The sequence below is a fragment of the Rhodococcus sp. BH5 genome (assembly GCF_027583855.1).
GTDB classification, from domain to species: Bacteria; Actinomycetota; Actinomycetes; order Mycobacteriales; family Mycobacteriaceae; genus Rhodococcus_F; species Rhodococcus_F qingshengii.
Window position 1 is genome coordinate 373027 of the sequence record NZ_JAJHVW010000001.1, and the last position, 20358, is coordinate 393384.

19 protein-coding genes are annotated in these 20358 nt (G+C 62.9%); 10 read left to right on the top strand and 9 right to left on the bottom strand.

Features of this window, described 5'->3' with window-relative positions; translation table 11 throughout:
- Window positions 1-49: 49 nt before the first annotated feature.
- Both RhoBH5_RS01575 and RhoBH5_RS01580 read left to right on the top strand, forming a co-directional pair.
- The gene (locus RhoBH5_RS01575; protein WP_228232711.1) at window positions 50-1483 is read left to right on the top strand and encodes a putative nucleotidyltransferase substrate binding domain-containing protein; all 1434 of its coding nucleotides are present in this window, start codon (window positions 50-52) and stop codon (window positions 1481-1483) included.
- Window positions 1480-2262: a Fic/DOC family protein gene (locus RhoBH5_RS01580; protein ID WP_270007889.1), complete on the top strand. Its 783-nt coding sequence runs from the start codon at window positions 1480-1482 to the stop codon at window positions 2260-2262. The genes RhoBH5_RS01575 and RhoBH5_RS01580 overlap by 4 nt, the downstream gene beginning before the upstream one ends.
- Window positions 2263-2376: 114 nt before the next feature.
- On the opposite strand, the gene RhoBH5_RS01585 is transcribed toward RhoBH5_RS01580, so the two are convergent.
- Genes RhoBH5_RS01585 through RhoBH5_RS01600 form a run of 4 tightly spaced genes read right to left on the bottom strand, consistent with a single transcriptional unit; the run spans window position 2377 to window position 7401 of the window.
- Complete coding sequence (locus RhoBH5_RS01585; RefSeq protein WP_270007890.1) at window positions 2377-4359, bottom strand: 5-oxoprolinase/urea amidolyase family protein; 1983 nt, start codon at window positions 4357-4359, stop codon at window positions 2377-2379.
- Window positions 4356-5009 carry an urea amidolyase associated protein UAAP2 gene (locus RhoBH5_RS01590; RefSeq protein WP_054188195.1) on the bottom strand — a complete coding sequence of 218 codons (654 nt, stop codon included), beginning with the start codon at window positions 5007-5009 and terminating at the stop codon, window positions 4356-4358. Before RhoBH5_RS01590 ends, RhoBH5_RS01585 begins: the two co-directional genes overlap by 4 nt.
- On the bottom strand, window positions 5006-5839 hold the full coding sequence (locus RhoBH5_RS01595) for an urea amidolyase associated protein UAAP1 (protein ID WP_193595324.1): 834 nt from the start codon (window positions 5837-5839) through the stop codon (window positions 5006-5008). The genes RhoBH5_RS01590 and RhoBH5_RS01595 overlap by 4 nt, the downstream gene beginning before the upstream one ends.
- Before the next feature lie 2 nt (window positions 5840-5841).
- A complete protein-coding gene (locus tag RhoBH5_RS01600; RefSeq protein WP_042448709.1) occupies window positions 5842-7401 on the bottom strand; it encodes an amino acid permease in 1560 nt (519 codons plus the stop codon).
- A gap of 198 nt (window positions 7402-7599) precedes the next feature.
- Here RhoBH5_RS01600 and RhoBH5_RS01605 point away from each other — a divergent pair, with 198 nt between their 5' ends.
- On the top strand, window positions 7600-8331 hold the full coding sequence (locus tag RhoBH5_RS01605) for a TetR/AcrR family transcriptional regulator (protein WP_054188193.1): 732 nt from the start codon (window positions 7600-7602) through the stop codon (window positions 8329-8331).
- 12 nt (window positions 8332-8343) lie between these two features.
- Here RhoBH5_RS01605 and RhoBH5_RS01610 read toward each other — a convergent pair whose 3' ends face one another.
- A complete protein-coding gene (locus RhoBH5_RS01610) occupies window positions 8344-8898 on the bottom strand; it encodes a LysM peptidoglycan-binding domain-containing protein (RefSeq protein WP_003944949.1) in 555 nt (184 codons plus the stop codon).
- Between the two features lie 453 nt (window positions 8899-9351).
- On the opposite strand from RhoBH5_RS01610, the gene RhoBH5_RS01615 reads away from it, so the two are divergent.
- A complete protein-coding gene (locus RhoBH5_RS01615) occupies window positions 9352-9984 on the top strand; it encodes a hypothetical protein (protein WP_221742129.1) in 633 nt (210 codons plus the stop codon).
- A 17-nt stretch (window positions 9985-10001) separates the two neighbouring features.
- On the opposite strand, the gene RhoBH5_RS01620 is transcribed toward RhoBH5_RS01615, so the two are convergent.
- From RhoBH5_RS01620 to RhoBH5_RS01630, 3 genes are read right to left on the bottom strand one after another with little or no spacing between them, the layout of a single operon-like run.
- Window positions 10002-11684 carry an ATP-binding cassette domain-containing protein gene (locus RhoBH5_RS01620; RefSeq protein ID WP_003944811.1) on the bottom strand — a complete coding sequence of 561 codons (1683 nt, stop codon included), beginning with the start codon at window positions 11682-11684 and terminating at the stop codon, window positions 10002-10004.
- A gap of 15 nt (window positions 11685-11699) precedes the next feature.
- Window positions 11700-13448 carry a 3-oxosteroid 1-dehydrogenase gene (kstD, locus tag RhoBH5_RS01625; RefSeq protein ID WP_221742128.1) on the bottom strand — a complete coding sequence of 583 codons (1749 nt, stop codon included), beginning with the start codon at window positions 13446-13448 and terminating at the stop codon, window positions 11700-11702.
- Window positions 13448-14068 carry a TetR/AcrR family transcriptional regulator gene (locus RhoBH5_RS01630; RefSeq protein ID WP_030536452.1) on the bottom strand — a complete coding sequence of 207 codons (621 nt, stop codon included), beginning with the start codon at window positions 14066-14068 and terminating at the stop codon, window positions 13448-13450. The genes kstD and RhoBH5_RS01630 overlap by 1 nt, the downstream gene beginning before the upstream one ends.
- Window positions 14069-14226: 158 nt before the next feature.
- On the opposite strand from RhoBH5_RS01630, the gene RhoBH5_RS01635 reads away from it, so the two are divergent.
- The 4 genes from RhoBH5_RS01635 (at window position 14227) to RhoBH5_RS01650 (ending at window position 17629) form a co-directional block, all read left to right on the top strand.
- Window positions 14227-14730: a hypothetical protein gene (locus RhoBH5_RS01635; protein WP_233272422.1), complete on the top strand. Its 504-nt coding sequence runs from the start codon at window positions 14227-14229 to the stop codon at window positions 14728-14730.
- Complete coding sequence (locus RhoBH5_RS01640; RefSeq protein WP_221742127.1) at window positions 14727-15782, top strand: serine/threonine protein phosphatase; 1056 nt, start codon at window positions 14727-14729, stop codon at window positions 15780-15782. Before RhoBH5_RS01635 ends, RhoBH5_RS01640 begins: the two co-directional genes overlap by 4 nt.
- Window positions 15783-15863: 81 nt before the next feature.
- The gene (locus RhoBH5_RS01645; protein ID WP_221742126.1) at window positions 15864-16838 is read left to right on the top strand and encodes an ABC transporter ATP-binding protein; all 975 of its coding nucleotides are present in this window, start codon (window positions 15864-15866) and stop codon (window positions 16836-16838) included.
- Entirely contained in the window at window positions 16838-17629 is a 792-nt protein-coding gene (locus RhoBH5_RS01650; RefSeq protein WP_221742125.1) for an ABC transporter permease, read from the top strand. Before RhoBH5_RS01645 ends, RhoBH5_RS01650 begins: the two co-directional genes overlap by 1 nt.
- Before the next feature lie 199 nt (window positions 17630-17828).
- On the opposite strand, the gene otsB is transcribed toward RhoBH5_RS01650, so the two are convergent.
- Complete coding sequence (otsB, locus tag RhoBH5_RS01655; RefSeq protein ID WP_270007891.1) at window positions 17829-18617, bottom strand: trehalose-phosphatase; 789 nt, start codon at window positions 18615-18617, stop codon at window positions 17829-17831.
- A gap of 173 nt (window positions 18618-18790) precedes the next feature.
- Between otsB and RhoBH5_RS01660 the strand changes: the two genes are divergently transcribed.
- Together RhoBH5_RS01660 and RhoBH5_RS01665 are read left to right on the top strand one after the other, a co-directional pair.
- Complete coding sequence (locus tag RhoBH5_RS01660) at window positions 18791-19120, top strand: type VII secretion target (protein ID WP_037130770.1); 330 nt, start codon at window positions 18791-18793, stop codon at window positions 19118-19120.
- The gene (locus tag RhoBH5_RS01665; protein ID WP_270007892.1) at window positions 19117-20352 is read left to right on the top strand and encodes a hypothetical protein; all 1236 of its coding nucleotides are present in this window, start codon (window positions 19117-19119) and stop codon (window positions 20350-20352) included. The genes RhoBH5_RS01660 and RhoBH5_RS01665 overlap by 4 nt, the downstream gene beginning before the upstream one ends.
- The last annotated feature ends 6 nt before the right edge of the window (window positions 20353-20358 follow it).

The window sequence follows — 20358 nt, forward strand, 5'->3', positions numbered from 1 at the left end:
CATCTCACCCTCCGCTGCCTGAACCGGACACACCTGCGACAATGACCCCATGACGGGGCACTCGACGGGGCAAGGCATGCAGAGTCCCGCCATGCGCCGGGTGCGAGACCTGTTGCGCGGGCCCGCAATTGTCTGCGATGGCCGGGCAACCATCCGCGAGGCCGCGAAGTTGATGACCGATGCGGGCCGCCGCGCCGTTGTGATCCCGACGGAGACAACCGGTTTCGGAATCTTCACCGAAGGTGACCTACGTGCTCGTGTGGTAGTCGGTGGTATCGACAGCAATCAGCCGGTATCAACGGTGATGACGCCGTCAGCAGTGACAGTCGATCCGGATCGATTGGGCGCCGACGCCGTGACCGACATGCTCGAGTACGGATTGCGCCATCTCCCGGTCGTGACCGAGGCAGGCGCACTGATGGGCGTGCTCGAACTCAGCGACCTCCTGACTTCGGCCACCAATCAGGGTTTCGAACTGCGCGCAGCGCTCGCCACAGCACAGGATGACGCCCACCTCGTCGAAACAGCCCGCGCGGTCCCTGTTCTGGTGACGGAATTGGTGGCGTCACGGGTCTCTCCGCTCGACATCGGCGCGACGCTGGCCGTGCTGATCGACGTGACGGTCAGGCGAGCCATCGAATTGGTGGTCGGCGGAGACGAGCGACCGGATTTCGCGTGGCTGTCGCTCGGCAGCGTCGCCAGACGTGAAGCGCTCCCCTCTTCGGATATCGACAGTGCGCTGGTGTGGGGCGGCGAATCTCATCACGAGGGAGCCGACGCCGCGAAGACCATCCACGACATCCTCGATCTCTGCGGGTTCCCTCGCGACACCAAGAACGCCGTCGCGACCCAGGCCAGGTTTGCTCGGACACTCCCACAATGGCGCACTGCGCTGCGGAAATGGGTGTCCAACCCGTATCAGGACCAAGCCCTGGTCATGTTGTCGATGCTGGCGGACGCCCGTGTCGTCGCAGGCGATCCGGCGTTGGATCCTCGCCCTGCGGCGTTGGATCAACTGCGACTGCACCCGGCCGTCATGCGACTGCTCCTTCGCGAAGCCGTCGGAGACAAGGCAAAGCTCCATTCGTTCAAGGACGTGATGACGCGTCGGACCGGAACCGTCGACCTCAAAGCCAGCGCCGTCCAACCGATCGTGAACATCGCTCGTTGGGCGGGGATTTCCGTGGGCGCCCGCACGAGTTCGACACTCGAACGCCTCAAGGCTGCAGCGGGAAGCGGTTTCCTACTCGACGACGACGCCCAGGTACTGATCGAATCTTTCGAGGTGTTGCAGCAGATTCGTGTCCGCCACCAGACCGATCAGTTCGCGGCAGGTCGGCCACCGACCGACGAAGTCGTGATCTCCGAACTCACTCCGCTCTCGAGGAGCTTGCTGAGCAATGCAGTGCGCGAGGTCGCGGGCGTGCAACGACGACTCGAATATGCCGCGTCCGCGTCGGCGCTACCCGACATCGATCCGTGAATCGCACTGCGCTCGAACAGGTTCTGGCGGCGGAGCGCCTCGAAGGCTGGGATCCGAGCGATGAACAGATCGCGGAACTCGAGGCCGTGATGATCGGGATGCTTTCTCGGCGTGAGTATTTCGAGCAGGAATTGGCGCGAGCCGTCGGCCTCTCGTCTGCGATTCCCCCGCGGATCCGCTGGCGACGATCAGCGCCGTACGTCTATCGCGGTACATCGGTTCTCGAGAACAATTTCGACGTACGAGATCCCGCCGCACTGCAATCACTCGAGTTCGCGGCGACCGCGCTTCGCCTGGGTGAGGCGCATCTCGGCAGCGACCTCGTACCGCACACGCGAGACACAGCCGAACTTCTCCTACTTCACCAGCACGTTTTCCAAGATCTGTACCAGTGGGCCGGCCACATCAGAACCGTCGACATCAGGAAAGGTGCGGCAACGTTTGCTCCGGTCTCGGCGATTCGGAACTACCTGTCCGAGGCGGAAGAGATCATCGCCGCCGTCGATTGGGTAGCGCTCGATCACGGCGCTGCGTCGTTCGCGCTCGCATTGGTGTACTCGACGCTCAATCATGCCCACCCGTTTCGGGAAGGAAACGGGCGAACCGGAACCCTCTTCCTGCACCGACTCGCCGCCGACACCCGGTATCAGCTCGACTTGTCGCGGGTGAGCAGAACCGAGTGGGTATCCGCGTCGAGGGATTCTGCGCCTTTCCGGCCCACCGGAACCCCGTCGCCTCGCCCGTTCATCGATCTGTTCAATCGCGCGCTGACTCGCTGACGCAGACATCTGCAACCGTTCCAGGCGGACTGAACACCGTTACTGCTGAGTGAGCACCGCTTCCGCCACACTCGAAGCGGTGCTCACTCTAAGACGACTGTGCTCACTCGACCATCAGCCGGGCAGCGCGAACTCTCCTGCGTCGGACCAACGCTGACGCTCGGCCCCGAACGCGACGGACTGCATCGCGCGGAACTCCTCGATCGAGCGCGAGTTCGACGCGAGGAACTCCTGATGCTCGGCCAGCGAGAAGCTGCCGTCCTCGATCTCGACGCCCCCGCCGCGGCCGGCGGCGGTGTCCGCGCGCAGATCCATCAACTCTTCCGGCTCGACGGGGTACCAGGAGATCCGGTCGAAGAATCGCAGCAACCACGGAGTGCCCTCCTCGAACGGCCCGGACTTCGCGGGGTGGCGGTGATTCCACACCTGCGTCGTACGTCCGACGAACTGGTACCCGCCTGGGCCTTCCATGCCGTAGATGCAGAGGTACGCCCCACCGATCCCGACGGCGTTTTCGGGGGTCCAGGTGCGGGCGGGGTTGTACTTGGTCGTGACCAGACGATGACGCGGATCGAGCGGCGTCGCGACCGGCGCTCCGAGGTAGACGTCACCGAGTCCGAGCACCATGTATTCGGCGCCGAAGACGGTGTCGAACACGTCGTTCACGGATTCGAGACCGTTCATCCGGCGGATGAACTCGATGTTCCACGGGCACCACGGCGCGTCGGCGCGAACCCCGTGCATGTACCGCTGGATCGCTTCGCGCGTTGCCGGGTCGTCCCACGACAGTGGCATCCGCACAGTGCGACTGGGCACAACGAGTTCGTTGGCCGCCGGCAAGGTGTCCTCCGCCTCGGCGAGCATTCCCATCAGCTTGCCGACGGGCAGCACGTCCGGGTCGACGCGGACCTGCAGGCTGCGGATTCCCGGGGTGAGATCGAGTAGTCCGGCCGGCTTCTCGGCTTCGAGTCGCTGATGCAGTGCATGAGCACGCGCACGTAACGCCAGGTCGAGATTCATGTCGCCGTATTCGACCAAAACGTTGTCGTCGCCTGAGCGCCGGTACGTGACCGCGGTGTCGCCGTCACGGCGGGCTATGACGCCGTCGTCGCCGTCACCACCGGAGGAATGAACAACCGAATTGGAGGCTCGACGCGATACTCCGAGGTCACGCCGGGAGGCTGCCCGTTCGGCGCGGACCGGCACGAAGCGAATCTTGTTCCCTGGAGCCAACTGTCCGAGCTTCCAGCGATCAGCGGACACCACCGTGATCGGGCAGACGAAGCCGCCGAGGCTCGGTCCGTCGGGTCCGAGGAGGATGGGCGTGTCGCCGGTGAAGTCGAGTGCACCGATCGAATACGCGTTGTCGTGGATGTTCGAAGGGTGAAGTCCCGCTTCGCCGCCGGTGGTTCTGGCCCAGTCAGGTTTCGGACCTATCAACCGGACACCGGTGCGGTCGGAGTTGAAGTGGACCTCGTACTCGGTCGCGTACAGCGTGTCGATGTCGGAGCGGGTGAAGAACTCCGGCGCCCCGTGCGGGCCCTCGGTCACCGCAAGTTCCCAGCACGTGTGTATCGCCGGAACATGCTCGGCGGGAACAGCTCCCGCGACCCCGGTCGCCTGTCCGAGTTTGAGAACGTCTCCTGCCCGCAGAGTCCTACCTTCGTGTCCCCCGAACCTGCCCAGGGTGAAGGTCGACGCACTGCCGAGATAGTCGTCGGTCTCGATTCCGCCCTGTACGAGTACGTAGATGCGCAGTCCCGGGCCGCTGACCGTTCCGACGTCGAGCACCGATCCAGCGGGGACGAAAACTGGTCGCCACTGACCGTGTACGACGCCGTCGACGGTCACCGACACCGGGGCACCTGTGATGCAGACCGTGGTGTCTTCGTCGAACGTCATGGCAGGTCCGGCCATCGCGCATTCGATGCCGGGGGCGCCTTCGGGGTTTCCGAGTGCGGTGTTTCCCAACCGAAACGACAGGTCGTCCATCGGGCCCGATGGTGGGACTCCGATCTGCCAGTATCCGACGCGTCCTGGATAGTCCTGAACCGTCGTCAGCATTCCGGGACGCACGATGGTCAGTTTTGCGTTCATTCGTCTGCTCCCGGCCGTGTGACGATCATGCGGACGGCCGTGGGATCGAAGCCGTTGCACGGGTTGTTGATCTGCGGGCAGTTGGACACGAGGACGAGCACGTCACGTTCGGCACGCAACGCGAGCCGCTTGCCTGGTGCCGACAGTCCGTCGACGATTCCGAGTGTGCCGTCGGGGTCGACCGGGACGTTCATGAAGAAGTTGATGTTGGACACCAGGTCCCGCTTACCGAGCCCCCATTTTGCGCCCTCGACGAGGAAGTTCTCGACGCACGCGTGCTGATGCTTGGTGTGGTGGCCGTATCGCAGGGTGTTCGATTCCTGTGAGCACGCGCCGCCGACGGTGTCGTGGTTTCCGACCTCGTCTGCGACCAGGGTCATGAGTGGAGTTCCGTCGTCACTGCGGAGCACGGAGCCTGTGGACAGAAACAGGTTCTTCTGAGCTGTGACCGTCGCTGCTGCCGAATACCGAACGCTGTGATCGTCACCGGCGTAGACGAGGGTGTCGACGGCTTGATTTCCGTGTAAATCGACGATGGTCAGGACGTCACCGGCGCGGACAACTGCGGACCACGGCCCGAATGCGTCCGCGATCTCGTCGAGGATCACCGTTCCGGGAAGGAGGGCGGGGACATCCAAGGTGGTGGTCATGCGGTCTCCTCCAGGTTCGAAGCCGTCCAGGCATCTTCGGTATTGAGCACTGCGCGTTGGTATTCCGGCCCGAGATCGTCAAGGCTGCCGAGTTCGTCGGCGGCCTTCCACGCGAGCACTTCGAGGGACGTGGTGGGAAACTGCGGCGCCGGATCGAGTGGGTGCGCGGTGTTGGCGATCATCACGATGACGGGCAGGTGAATCAGAAGGTCGACCGTTGCGCCTGAGCCGGCGGACCCCGTACTGGTGAGAGCGCCGTCCGCCTCGACGCGGACACCATGGAAGAAGGACAACGGCGGCGCTATGTCCTGCGGCCCGAGTCCGTTCTTCGCGGCAGCGACGGTGAACAGTTCACGACCGGCCGGTGAGGCACTGTGCAGCGAACCCTGCCCGTACTTCGCCTCGTTGGTGGCGCGTGACGTCGTTCCGCAGAACGCGTCGTGGTGACCCGACGTGTCTGCGACCACGGTCGCAAGTACTCGCCCCTGATCGGAGAGCAACGGGTGCCCGACGCCGAGATAGGCCTGCCATGGCACCTTGACGGTATCGGCGACGTTGAGACGCTCCCAGGGGGCGTCGGCGCGATAGAGCAAGATGTTTGCGCAGGCGCTGCCAGCGATGTCGCGAAGTCGCAATCGGGTTCCACGTGCGAGAACCTTGGTCGTGTACCGCCCACCCGGCACGGTCTCAGCCCAGGTCAGACGTTCGGGAGCGACGTCTTCGGGTGGGTTCGGCCAACGCGTTGCCGGCAATACGGGCATGGAATCGGTGATCGTTCCAGCTTGAGACCGGGCATGCTCGCGCGCTCCGGCGGTGGTCTGAGTACTCATGGTCAGGCTCCGATCGTGACGGGATTCGGGGTGGCGCGGCCACGTGGGAAGCAAGCGACTCCCAGCCCCACGACCAGCGCTACCGTGATGGGCGCGGCCCACTGCAGAATGGGGTACTCCCCGGTGGGGTTGAAGATCTCGGCTCGTGGCCAGGACAGGTTGATCACCATCAGCGCGCCGTACACAACCGCGGCGATGTTGACCGGAATTCCCCAGACGCCCAGGGAGAAAAGCTTTTTGCCTTCGGCGTCGAACTTGGGGCCGACTGCCGTGCGAGGCCATCCCTTGAGACGCTGAACCAGCAGCGGCACGGTCACCATGAGGTAGGCCAAGTAGATCAAGATGATGCATACGCTGGACAGGGTTGCAAAAATTGCCGAGTTGCCCACGTTGACGGCCAGGACGGCAATGCAGACCAGACCGATGAGGACGGACGGCGCGATAGGTGTTCCGGTGCGGGGGTTGACCTTTGCCAGTACCTGCGAGGCAGGAAGCCGCCCGTCGCGGGCCATCGAGAACATCAGCCGTGAAGCAGCAGTCTGAATGGCCAAGGTGCACACGAACACTGCGATCGAGACGTCGATCAACAAGACCGTGCCCCACGGGGAACTGAGAATCGATGTCAGTACGTACGGCAAACCTTCCGTGGCCAGGCGTCCGTCGGTGAGTGAGGGCGCTGCCATCAACGCGCCGAGGATCATCAAGCCGCCGCCGAGCGCGGAAGCGGACAGTGCAAGCCGGATCGTACGAGGTGCGACGCGTCGGGGGTTGCGGGTCTCCTCGGCCAGTTCGCCTGCCGAACCGAAGCCGACCATGACGTAAGCAGCCATCAGTCCGGACATGATCCACGCCCAGGCGTATCCGGGCTGACCGCCGGCACTGCCGGTGTCGAAGACGACGTCCGGTCCGCGCTGAGCGTGGGTGAAGAACATCCCAATCACTGCGATGACACCGACGATTTCGCAGGTCACGCCGATGTTGTTGATACGCGACATCCAGTTGACGCCGATGCAGTTGATAAAGGTGGTCAGAACCAGAAGTACCGATCCGAGCAGCACGGCGTTGGCGGCACCACTCGATGAGGTGAGTGCGCTGTCCTCGCCGATGATCTGGAACCCGCTCCACACATTGGGGAGCACGACCTGCAAGGCGATCGCGGCGGCCGATGCAGTAACGATCTGAGCGAGAATCATGAACCAACCGGCGAACCAGCCGACGATCTCACCACCCATCCGCCGCGACCACTGGTAGATGGCACCCGAAATCGGATATCTGGCAGCAAGTTCCGCGAAGTTGAGAGCGACCATGAACTGACCGATGAAGACGACCGGCCACGTCCAGAAGAATGCCGGACCCGCGAAACCGAAACCGAGGCCGAACAATTGGAAGATCGTGGTGAGGATGGAGACGAAGGAGAAGCCCGCGGCGAAAGACGCGAACTTTCCCAGCGATCGATGCAGCTGCTGCTCGTAGCCGAACTCCGCGAGGTCACCGTCGTCGTGAGGCGAAGAGGCGAGTGCGGATGCGGTGGTGGGCTGCGCAGCCGGGGTGGTTGCACTCAACGGCGTACTCCTTCGGCGAAGCGATTCAGAGGCGAATAACTGTCGATTGATAGTTTTCGCGAAATCCACTCGCCGCAGGTGACGCCCGCGTATACGATTCGCCTGATTCTGTAACAGGCTCGTTGAGTACGTTTCGAGCACGTGACCGAATGCTCACAGCGGCGGCCATCCCCGCACGTAAGGCCGCAGCCTGCCACTATGGAAGGCGTGACCAACGCCGGCCCCGGACGACCCCGCCTGACCGCTCGCCGACGCCCGGGTGGCACTGCCCGGGCGGAGATCTTGGATGCAGCCGCTGAACTGTTCACCACCCGAGGCTTCGCCGCGACGTCCACACGCCACATCGCCGAAGCAGTCGGAATGCGTCAGGCGTCGCTGTACAACCATTTCGCCACCAAGGACGACATTCTGGTTGCACTGCTCGCCGACACCGTGACGCCGGCGCTCGACTTCGCGGAGAATCTCAGGCCACTCGACACCGCACCCGAGGTGAAGCTTTACGCACTTTCGTACATCGACGCGGCACAACTGATCACCGGACGGTGGAACCTCGGCGTCCTTTATCTCTTACCGGAACTGAGAAGTGACAGGTTCATGTCGTTCCGAGCCGATCGCGATCGGCTTCGCGAGCAATACCGGGCACTCGCCCAGGATGTGCTCGACGCGATTGACGATCCATCATCAACGCACCTGGCCGAGCTTCCGTTTCGCCTGGTAGAAAGTGTGATCAGCGCGCGAGCCGACGCGCTCGAAGGCACCCCGATTCCCGACGCCGCTGTCATCGCCGGGTCGGCGCTGCACATTCTTGGGTGGCGCCAGGATCTTGACCCCATCCATACGGAAGCGGCAACGATCATTGCGAACGCAGAAACGCCGAAATTGTCCGGGGCTGCATCAGCTCCGGACAATTTCGACGCATTGAGGACCTAAACGGCCACGAGACTAGACCGAGAGGGACTGTCCCGGGAAGATCAGGTTGATGTTCGGAACCTGGCTGGCGAGGTTCTCAAGCGAGATGCCGTGTGCAGCAGCGATCTTCGACAGGGTGTCGCCTGCCTTGACCACGTAGTTGCCACTTCCGGTGCTTGCTGCCGGAGCCGACTCGACGGAAGCCTCAGCGGTGACGGGGGCGGCTGCGGCCTCGTAGTTGCCTGCGGTGGTGCCGGTGGTCAGGTACTGACCGCAGACGGGCCATGCGCCGACGCCCTGGCCTGCGAGAACGTTCTCGGCGACACGGATCTGCTCGGCCTGGCTGGCGTTGGCAGCGTTGCCCGATCCACCGAATGCGTTCCAGGTGCTCTGCGTGAACTGCAGACCACCGTAGAAGCCGTTTCCGGTGTTGGCGGCCCAGTTACCGGAGGACTCGCAGTTTGCGACTCCGGACCAGTCGTGGCCGGCTGCCGAAGCGGTGCCGGTGCTCATGGCGAGCGGGATCGCGACGACTGCGCCTGCGGTTGCAACTGCGCCGAGGGCGCGCTTGAAGGTGATGCTGGTCATTGGGTAAATCCTCTCCGCTACCGCGGACGAGGTCGGCCCGGACGCTTTCACGTCTCGTCGATCGACTCGTCTGTTTCACTCCTGCCCCGCGAAGGTTTCGGGAGTACCGGACCCGCGGGGCAGAAGCACGCAGTTGCGGGTCGGTGTTTGCCCGGTAGTTTCGGGCTGTCAACGACCGTAGGCGATGGTCACGGATTGGTCACGGGGCAGTTTTCCGGCACTGCTGTACCAGACTCAGTCAAAACTCGAGCAATAACCACAGGTCAACTAATTGATTCGAGCTTCAACCATACCGATCGTTATCCGTCCGTTATGTGGCAACCGTCACGGTGATTTTGTGACCCACCGCACCGAAACAGGCCGTGTCGGACCGCCAACGAGGATCCTGGGGATGTTAAGAGAGTCCTGGCAACGGGAAAAACCAACCGCCCCAATCATTATGGAGATCAACTGATGATCATCGCAGTAGAAGGACCCAGCGCCGCCGGCAAGACCACCTGGTGCCGAACCCAACTCGGTGGCGAATCCGCCGCGGAGAGATTCGTCGCCGAGTATCAGCCCACCGGGTTCGAGCCGGACGGCACGGATCTCGATCTTCAGGCAAGTTACTGGACAACGGTCAATTCGAAGCGATGGTCGCAAGCGGAAGATCTCGAAGCGAGAACCGGTATCGCGCTCTGCGACAGCGACCCGCTGAAACTGCACTACAGCTGGTGTCTCGCTGCGGTGGGCGCAGCACCTCGGGAGCGATTCGAGTACGAACTCGCGGCACTCGAGACAGCTTTCGAGCACCTCGAACTGGGTTTCGCGGATCTGACCGTCATCTCGATACCGTCACCGGGGCAGCTTCTACTTCAGCGCGAAGGAGACCCCAGCCGCCGCCGACGGCATTTCGAGCTTCACGCGGCGCTCGCCGAGCCCCTCACCCACTGGTACTCGGCAGTGAACAGGGTAGATCCAGGTCGCGTTGTGTGGCGCTTTCCGACACAGCTCGATCTTTCGCGCTGTCCCCCGCCTCGATCGGATCGCAGCGATCCGGGCCTCCTTCGCGCGGTGATCAACGAGCTGCCGCCTCTCACCAGGTAGGGAGTGGCTGCTCGATCTCAGCGCGCTCGTTCGACCCTGGCCTCGTCCCACACCGGCGACTCGCTCTCGTACACGTTCCCATCCGATCCGAAGACGAGGAACCTGTCGAACCCGCGCGCGAACCAGCGATCGTGGGTTACCGAGATGACCGTGCCGGCAAACTGAGCAATGCCCTGCTCGAGCGCGTCAGCCGAATGAAGGTCGAGGTTGTCGGTCGGTTCGTCGAGCAACAACATCGTGGCGCCGGAGAGCTCGAGGAGCAGGATCTGCAATCGTGCCTGCTGACCGCCGGACAGGTCGTCGTACTTCTGTTCCGCAGCTTGGGACAATCCGTAACGGTCCAGCGCGCGGCTCGCCGCTTCGCGTCCCATTCCGCTGCGGTGTTCGTCGCCCATGTGCAGGATCTCGAGCAGCGTGTTTCCGGTCAGATCGGGCCTGGAGTGTGTCTGCGCAAACAATCCGGGACGTACCCGGGCACCCAGCGTCGCAGTACCCCCGTGCTCGACCGGCGCGATGTCGAGCGCCTCGACGGGCAGATGCTCGCTCCCCGGATCGGTCCCCCCACCCGCCAAGAGCCGAAGGAAATGCGACTTTCCGGATCCATTGGAGCCCAGCACGGCAACCCGATCTCCGTACCAGATCTCGGTGTCGAAAGGCTTCATCAATCCGGTCAGCTCGAGATCTTGACATACCAACGCGCGCTTGGCGGTTCGCCCGCCCGCCAGCCGAACCGTCACCTTCTGCTGAAGTGGAATCGCTTCGGGTGGCCCTGCCTCCTCGAACTTCGCCAACCTGGTTTGCGAGGCGTGATACCGCGCAGCGACGCCGTCGTTGAACTTGGCCTTTTCACGCAATCGCAGAACCAGGGCACGTAATTTCGCGTGCTCCTCGTCCCAGCGTCGGCGCAGTTCTTCGAATCGAGCGTTGCGATCCTCGCGGGCTTGGTGGTAGCTGGCCAGCCCAGCGCCGTGCGTCCACGACGTTGCGCCGCTGATTCCGGGCTCGAGCGTCACGATGTGGGTGGCCGCGTTGGCGATCAGTTCGCGGTCGTGGCTGACGAACAAAACCACTTTCGACGATTCCGAGATCGTCTTTTCCAGCCATCGCTTGCCCGGAACATCGAGGTAGTTGTCCGGCTCGTCCAGTAGGAGTGCGTCGTCGGGCCCAGCGAACAGTGCTTCGAGAACCAACCGTTTCTGCTCGCCACCACTGAGGGAGTTGGCCGCGCGCCACTTCGCACGGTCATAGGGAACACCGAGAGCCGCGGTAGTGACCTTGTCCCAGAAGTCTTCGGTCTCGTAGCCGCCCACGTCGGCCCAATCGGCCAGCGCATGCGAATACTTCATTTGAGTTGATTCCTCGTCGCGCTCGATCATCGCGTTTTCTGCCGTATCGAGCGCCAGTGCTGCGTCCCGGATCCGTGCCGGCGAGACGGACAACAGAAGATCGCGCACGGTGGACTCGTCGCGAACCTGGCCGACGAATTGCCGCATCACGCCCAGTGTTCCGGATCGAGTGACAGCGCCCTCGTCGGCGACGACGTCTCCGGCGACAATGCGGAGCAACGTCGTCTTACCAGTCCCGTTGGGGCCTATCAGTGCAGTTTTTGCACCGTTGCCGACCCGAAAGCTGACACCGCTGAGCAGTTGCCGACCATCAGGGAGAAAGTAGTCGACGTCGGCGATGTTGAGGTGGGTCACGCTGTCAAGAGAACCCTACCCACGGCGATCTGCCAAACCATTATTCCTGCCTTCGGTCTCGAGCTCACTACCGTCGCGGGATCGTCCGACCGCATCGAGCGCCGCCAGATATCCGAAAACCATTGCGGGACCGATAGTTGCACCTGGACCGGCATAGGTATGACCCATCACCGGTGAGCTGGTGTTACCTGCTGCATAGAGCCCGTCGATGACCGAACCGTCGGCGCGCAACGCTCGCGCGCGAGCGTCCGTGTTGATGCCGCCTTTGGTCCCCAGGTCTCCAGGCACCATCTTCGCGGCATAGAACGGACCCTTCGTGAGTTCTCCGAGGCTGGGGTTGGGCTTGTTGGTGCAGTCGCCGTAGTAGTGGTCGTATCTGCTTGTCCCACGGCCGAAGTCGCGATCGACTCCGTCGCGCGCGTGACTGTTGAATCGTGTGATGGTCGCGGACAGCGCATCGCCCGGCACTCCGATCTCGGCAGCGAGTTCGGCAATCGATCCAGCTCGCACGATCGCACCCGATTCGATCCACGACCGAGGTATCGGCCTGCGCGCCGGAACCCCCGCGAACAGGTAACGGTCACGGTACGTCTGATCGAAGATCAGCCAAGCCGGGATGTTCTCAGCGGGTCCTTCACCTCGGCCGTACTTTCCGCCGAACATGGCGTGTGCCGCTTCGACATAGGGAAGTGACTCGTTCATGAAGCGCTGACCGCTGGCGTTGACCATGAGGCTGCGAGGCAACGAGCGTTCCGCCAAGGCGAACCACGGGCCTTTGGGCAGTGGAATCGACGGGGCCCACCACGCGTCGTCCATGTACGAAATTGCGGCGTCGACGCGTAGAGCTGCACGGATGCCATCCCCGGTATTGGTCGGTGCCCCGAGAGTCCACTGCGCGCTACTCGGCCGTCGCTGGTACTCGCCTCGCATGTCGTCGTTGTTGTCGAACCCGCCACACGCGAGGATGACACCGCATCGAGCGTGCATGGTGGTCTGCACTCCCCCGGACTCGAGTCGCACACCCACGACACGATCACTGTCGGTCACCAAATCCACAAGCCTCGTCCCGAGCTCCACCGTCACTCCGGCGTCCCGAACTCCGAGCATCAGTTCGGCCATGAGCGCCGGCCCGAGCCCGATCAGCTTCTTCTTCCGAGCTCTTGCGGCCAGGGATCTCATTCCTACCCGAAGCATCCGCACCGGACCCCGCCAATGCCGGATCCCCGTGCTCAGCCAACGGTAATCAGATTGTTGGACAACCATGTTGAGCGGAACCTTCATGTACGGCGGATGAAGTGTCGCAAGATCGTCGCCCAGAGCTCGCGCGTCGAACGGGCGCGGCTCGCACGAGCGGCCGCTTGCACGTCCGCCAGGTGCCTCGGGAAAGTAGTCGGAGTAACCCTTCACCCATTCGAGCTCGAGTGCAGAGTGACGAATCAGGAAATCGAGGGCTTCCGGACCTCGATCGAGATACGTGTCGATTCGGTCGCTGTCTGCATCCTCTCCGACAATGCTCTTCAGATATGTTCGCGCAGAGTCGATATCATCTTTCGGTGCCTCGCGGCGAAGTATCGAGTTTCCCGGAATCCACACGCCGCCCCCGGACCGGGACGACGAACCGCCCCAGTATTTGGACTTCTCCACGAGTATCGTCGAGAGTCCGTTGCGGGCTGCGGTGATGGCTGCGGACATGCCGGCAGCCCCCGATCCGACAACAACGACATCCACTACGGGCGGCGCGGCGCCCTGAGAGTTCTCGTCCATCACTGGTCACGACCTTTCGTGTCATCTTCGTCCTGCGTGTGCCACCGGGATCCCCGAACTGCGTCGAGCGCCCCCTCGACGCACACGGGAAGTGATGCCCCGCGCTTGTGAGGGTTACGTATCCATTGCCGATAACCGAACTCCGCCGCTGCCAACATCAAATGAACGAGAAGTCCTGGGCGGCTGTCGTTTTCCGGATCGAGGTACATCCGTTGTGCCACCAACTCGACCAACCGATCACGATGCTCGGGCGCGATCAGGGCGACTCGATCCATCAGGTGCGGCGCGGTGCGGAACGCTGCTCGCCACTGATCGATCTCCGAGGACTCGAAAGCATTGGAGCGTTCCAGGATTGCCCGCGAGATCGCAAGATCAGCCGACTCGGATGCCGGGCGATCCTCGAGCAGCGTCACGATTCCGGCGCCGCCCTGCCTGACCGGATCCAACAGCAGATCCTCCTTGTTACGAACGTGCCGGAAGTACGTACTCGCCGACACCCCCGCTGCCGCCGCAATCTGCTCGGTGGTCACGTCCTCGAAACCGTCACGCGCGAACAGATCGAATGCCGCACGTTGAATGTCTGCTCGCACCTGCAACCGCTGTCTCTCCCGTAGTGACATCAGCAACGTCCTCCCGCCTCGGCCGAGATCCGGCCGTTCTCGATAATGCGAGTCTCACCTATTGTGACAGTTACTGTCAATATCCAATTCTCTGTCAGATATCAGCAGACCCGGGCATTTCGTTGACAGGGCATTCGATGCCACGACAAGCTTCGAAGATGAAACGATGGTTCGCGGCGGGCTTCGGAACGGCGATCGTCTCGCGATCGCTACTGCGCCAAGCGCTGATCTTCAAGTTCCGACGCGACGTCCGCGCGCTCAATTCCGGCAACTATCAGCCGCTGTTGAATTCCTATCACCGCGACGCGGTGCTGAGATTCGCGGATGGTGATCACCGGTGGTCAGGAGTGCATGCCGGACGGGACCGAATCGAGACGTTTCTCCAAGAATTTGTCGATGCGGGGCTTCAAGGCGCGGTCACCGAAGCGTATTTCGGTGGTCCGCTCTGGCGCATGACCCTGCTCGCCCGTTTCGACGACCGAGCCCTTGGCCCCGACGGCGCCGTCATCTATCGAAATCGAACAGTGCTTCTCGTTCGGACCAAGTGGGGAAAGATCATCGAGCAAGAGGACTACTACGAGGACACCGCCAGAATCGGTGACTTCGACAGGCGGCTCCGCGAAATCGAAGCCGGACGAGCCTGTGGCACAGTCGTGGAATGACAGACGTCAGGATTGAACGCCACCGAAAGCTGTCGGCGTTCCTGTCTTCCCAGAACGATGTCGAACTGGCCCGACTGGTCGACACCGTTCGAATCTCGAGTGTCGGCGTAGGTGGCGCCGCAGGAGTGATCAGGGTCTATGACCACAGGCTCAACGGCGTTCCGGTATTCACCAAACGCATCCCACTGAGCGTGCGGGAAATCGCCGAGGTGGGCTCTACTTCCAACCATTTCGATCTGCCGACGTTCTGCCAGTACGGCATTGGTGGCCCAAGCTTCAACGCCTGGCGAGAACTGGCCGCGAACCTCGTGGTCACCGATGCCGTTCTGGCCGGCGAAACACAGTCGTTCCCAATGCTTTACCACTGGCGGATACTTCCCGGACGTTCGCCCGTTGCGGTCGAACACGCCGACATCGATTCCGTTCACACCGCCGGCGCCAGCCGTGAAGTGCGGACCCGTCTCGAAGCGCTTGCCGCTGCGCCGTGCAGCCTCGTACTGTTCTGCGAGTACATCGAACACCCGATCTCGAATTGGCTGGAAGACAACCCGTCCGCCAAAGCTGCCGAAGTCGAGCGACAGTTTTCGGAGATCGTGGCGTTCTTGCGCGATCGACAGTTGCTGCACATGGACGGACATTTCGGCAACATGCGCACCGACATGGAGCGGATCTATCTCACCGACTTCGGACTGGCCACATCCCCACACTTCGACCTGTCGACTGCCGAGCACGACTTCGTCCGGCGCCACGCCACTCATGACGCCGACTACGCCGCCATGCTTCTGGTCAACTGGCTGGTGACCGAGGTCTGCGGGGTACCGAGGCCGACGAGCGGCGGACCAGTCGCCCGCAACCAGTACGTACGACGATGCGCCACAGGTCATATTCCAGGTGATGTGACACCAGAGGTGGCCGCGATCGTGACACGGCACGCGCCCGCCGCTGCGAGGATGAACGACTTCTACTGGCGATTGTTCGACGGCGACTTCGATGCGCCCTACCCGCAGGCCGCGCCAGTTCCGCCTTCCGGTCGAGCACAGGGTTTTCCCTGAACTGCCGTATTCACATCTCAGGGTTCATGTCATCCTCGGGACCGATGTGCTGGTCAGTGCCGGTAGGGCACAGTTCTCCTCATGATTGAACTGAGGGGATTGACCAAGGTTTACGGACCGACGAAAGCGGTGGACGATTTGTCGTTCACGGTCAAGCCGGGCATCGTGACGGGCTTCCTGGGCCCGAACGGTGCCGGTAAGTCGACGACGATGCGGATGATCCTGGGTTTGGATCAGCCGACGTCGGGTGCGGCGTTGATCGAGGGCAAGCCGTACCGGGAGCTCAAGACGCCGTTGCGGACGGTGGGTGCGTTGTTGGATGCGAAGTGGGTGCACCCCAATCGCAGTGCGCGTGCGCATCTGCAGTGGATGGCTGCTTCGAACGGGATCCCGAAGTCCCGCGTCGACGAGGTGCTCGGGTTGGTCGGGTTGTCCGAGGTGGCGGGCAAGAAGGCCGGCGGGTTCTCGCTCGGTATGTCGCAGCGTCTGGGGTTGGCGGGTGCGTTGTTGGGGGATCCGAAGGTGTTGTTGTTCGACGAGCCGGTCAACGGTCTCGATCCGGAGGGCATCGTCTGGATTCGTAAGTTCATGCAGCGGTTGGCGGCCGAGGGCCGCACGGTGCTCGTGTCGAGTCACCTCCTGTCGGAGATGGCGCTCACGGCGGAGCAGTTGGTGGTGATCGGTCGGGGTCGGTTGATTTCGGATTCGACGGTCGCGGAGTTCGTGGATCGTTCGTCGGAGTCGACGGTGCGCGTGCGCAGCCCACAATTGGACGCTCTCCATGCCGCATTGACTGCCCAGGGACTGACTGTCCGCGAGGAACATTCAGGATCGGAGCCGGTGTTGGTGGTCGTGGATTCGACCACCGATGTGATCGGTGGTTTAGCTGGTTCGCAGGGAATCGTGTTGTACGAGTTGGCTTCTCAGCAGGGGTCGCTCGAGGATGCGTTCATGAAGTTGACCGGGGACGATGTCCAGTACCACGCATCCGGTATCGATCCGGGCGCCGGAGCCCACCACGCAAACACACAGCACGCTATGGGAGGTGCACTGTAATGGCTGTTCTCAGTGCTGAACGTATCAAGATCACCACGACCAAGTCGCCGCTGTGGTGCACGATCGCAATCATCGTCCTAGGGTTGGGCGTCGCCTGGATGATCGGGCGTTCGTCGAGTTCGAGCATTCAGGCGTACAACGACGAAGCCGCATCAGGAACTCCTGATTTCGAGAAATTCCTCCCCACGTTCAACGACGCGGGGCTAGGAGTATCCGGATTCGGCGTCATGGTCCTGATGATCATGGCGGCGCTCGCGATCACCAGCGAGTACCGCTTCGGCATCATCCGTACCACCTTCCAGGCCATCCCGAGTCGGGCTTCGGTTCTGATCGCCAAAGCCTGCCTGATCGGGGCTTTCGGCGCGGTGCTGTCCTTCGTTCTCATGCTCGGCGCGGTATTCATCACCAAAGCTGCGGCAGGCTCTGAAGGTTCCACCAATCTGGCACTGGACAACGCCGACGCCTGGCGCGCCGTTTACGGCGTACCGATCTTCGCGTTCCTCTGCGTTGCCCTTGCCATCGCCGTCGGAGCACTCCTTCGTCAGTCCGCCGGCGCCATTGCACTACTGCTGCTGTGGCCACTGCTCATCGAGAGCCTGTTCGGCATGTTCGGATCCTTCGGCAGAAACGTCACACCGTTCCTCCCGTTCGCCAACGCCGACCACTTCCTCTCTTCGGGTTCGAGCACCAATTTCCATTGGGGCCCTTGGGGAAGCTTGTTCTACTTCGCAGCGTTTGTGCTGGTGATATTCGGAATCAGCATCGGCGTCGTCAACAAGCGCGACGCCTGACCGAGTCGCAAACCGACCAAGACCAAAACTGGCCGCACCGGAGCCCTTCCGGTGCGGCCAGTTTCGCGTTGACAGAACCCGCAGCGCTTGTCGATCACGCCAAGGAACAGGGCACGCGCGGGTTCGCGTCACTCTGCCCCGCGGACGCGGCACCTCGAAATAAGACCTGGTCGAGTTCCTGGCAGACTGACCTTACGCGTCAGCGTTCCAGTTGCGCGGCAAGCTCTTTCATCCAATCGAGGAATGCCTGCGGGCCGTCGAACTGGACGCCGTCGACAGCAGCCACTTCCGGTGCGATGTCGTCGCCCTTGACCACCAACGCTTCTCCACCCGAGGCAAGGACAGCGGCAAAGGCCGGTAGGTCACCCCGGTCGTCGCCCGCGTACGCGACGACGTCGACCCCTGCGGCCGCGATCGCGCGAAGGAGGCCTGTCCCCTTGTCCGCCTCAACGGGTGGGCGCAATTCCTCGACCAACTTGCCGGGCTCACGCCGCAACCCGGTCCGGCTCGCGATTTCTGTCGTCGCTGCTTCCACCAGGCGCTGCGCGACCGCACGATCCGCGGCCCGACGCCAATGCACGGCCACCGCAAGGCCTTTGCTCTCGACATGGATGCCAGGAACTGCCGGAGAGTCGAACAAGCGTCGCAATTCGGCTTCTGCTTCGGCGACAGCATCACTGAACGCCGCGACGGCCGGAAGCACGTGGATTCCGTCGTCCGTCCAGGTCTCGACGCCGTAGGAACCCATGAGCGCAACGGAATTCAAGCTGAGCCGCTCTCGCAAGAACGACACAGGCCGTCCCGAGAGCAAGCCGACAACACCGAGATGCTCGGCCAGGGTCGCAAGCACGTCTTCGGCGCCGGGCAGTAGCGCACTCGCCGACGGATCGTCGACGATGGGTGCAAGCACGCCGTCGAAATCCATCACCAGTCCACAGCGAGCTGGATCGGACGTGAGTCGGAGGATGACGTCCGAAGCGGTTCGCATGGTTCGAGTGTGCCAAATCGATCGCACTCGCAATACCAACACCGGAGCCGAATGTAATCTCTGCCACTTCGTCCAGGTTGTCCGGAACCGCTGAGTAGGTCGCGTCGTCTCCCTGTAAGGGCCCACAGTGGTCCGCTAAAGTTCTCACGACGCTTACCAACTGGGGGGTAATGATGAGCGAATTGACTGTCGCCACTGACGGCATCCGAAAGTACGGCTCGACGTCGACCGAAGCGGCAGGACGCATCGCGCAGGCCGCCGCCGTCGATCTGGGTGCAAACATCGCAGCAGTCGCACCGGCCGTGGGCCCCGTCGGGATCGAATTTCTCGAAGCATTCGCGCGCGCTCAGGCCACACACACCAAAGATGTTGCAGCACTCGCCACGTTCTACGCCGGCAACGCCGCGACGGCCGGTGCAGCCGCGCAGGCCTACGACACCACAGATCATGCAATCGCAACAGATCTGACCGCTGCGGCCGGATCGACGGGCGCGACCGCGTGAGCACCGAAGACGACTCGACGACCGTCATCGAATTCCCTCACGGTGGCGCTCCTGCCCCGGTACTGCCGAACAATGTGGTCGAATCGATGCTCGCCGGCATACCGGTACCGGCACTCCCCGGAATCGAAGATCTGTTCGCGCCCTTGATCGAACTCGGGAAGGGTCTCGGCACAGGCACTTTTGCGGGCATCGATCCCGTCGGCATCTTCGATCAGGCGTCCACTCTCATCTACCACGCCATGGGACTGTCCCGAAGCGCGGTCGCCGACGTGGGCCAGACCTGGAACAGCACCGGCAGTGACGCCGCGACCGAACTGTCGCGATCCGCCCAGAACAGCGGCGCAGAATTGAGCGAACGCGGAACCGCGATATCGAAAACTGCTGCCGCCGCCGCGGAATCGGTGCAGCGAGGCAACGCGAATCTCGCGGCAATCGCGCAGTCCTTCGCCACCACGGTCGCAGCTGCCGCGCCCATCGCGTGGACACCACCAGGACAGGCGATGTTGCTTGCCTCGACAGCTGAACACATGCAGGCAGCCGTCGCGGCGGTGACTCGGACGCGTGGGGAGATGCTCGGGCACACCGCAGCCATGAACGCCCTTGCCGGACCGATCCCCGTGCCGACCCCACCGACCAGTGAGGCACTCTCCAACCTGGTCACTGCGGAGGCAATCAACAACGCCGCCCGTCAGATCGCCCAACCTCTTTCTGCCTCAACCGATGCCGGTGATGCGCCGTACTCCACCCACCCGGACTCCACTCAGCCAGGCACCGAGGCTGTTCGAACCTCGGCTGCACAGGCCGGCGCCGGGCTTCCGACCGGCGTCGACAAGCTGTGGGGCGCAGGCAATCCGTCGACGTCACTCGCAGCCGGCGCGTCGCCGTCACCCAGTGCGACGGCAAGCTCTGGCGGAGCATGGGTGAGCGGAAGCGGTGGCACTACCGGCGGAATGGTGAGGGGTGCAGCGGGAGTTGCTGCAGTTCAACCGGTTCCGGTAACAACGCCCGGCCTGGGTGCACCATCGTCGGCAGTCGGCAGTAGCGGCATGTCGCCGGGCGGCATGCTGGGCGGTGGACCCCGCGGATCTCGGGACGACGAGTCGTCACGCACTACCCCGAGGTATCTCGTCACTGCCGGCGACGAGAATTCGATGGTCGACGATCTGCCGATGGTGTCGCCGCCCGTGCTCGGGGCTGACGATCCCGATCAGTACCTGTTCCGAGATCTCTGATCAAGA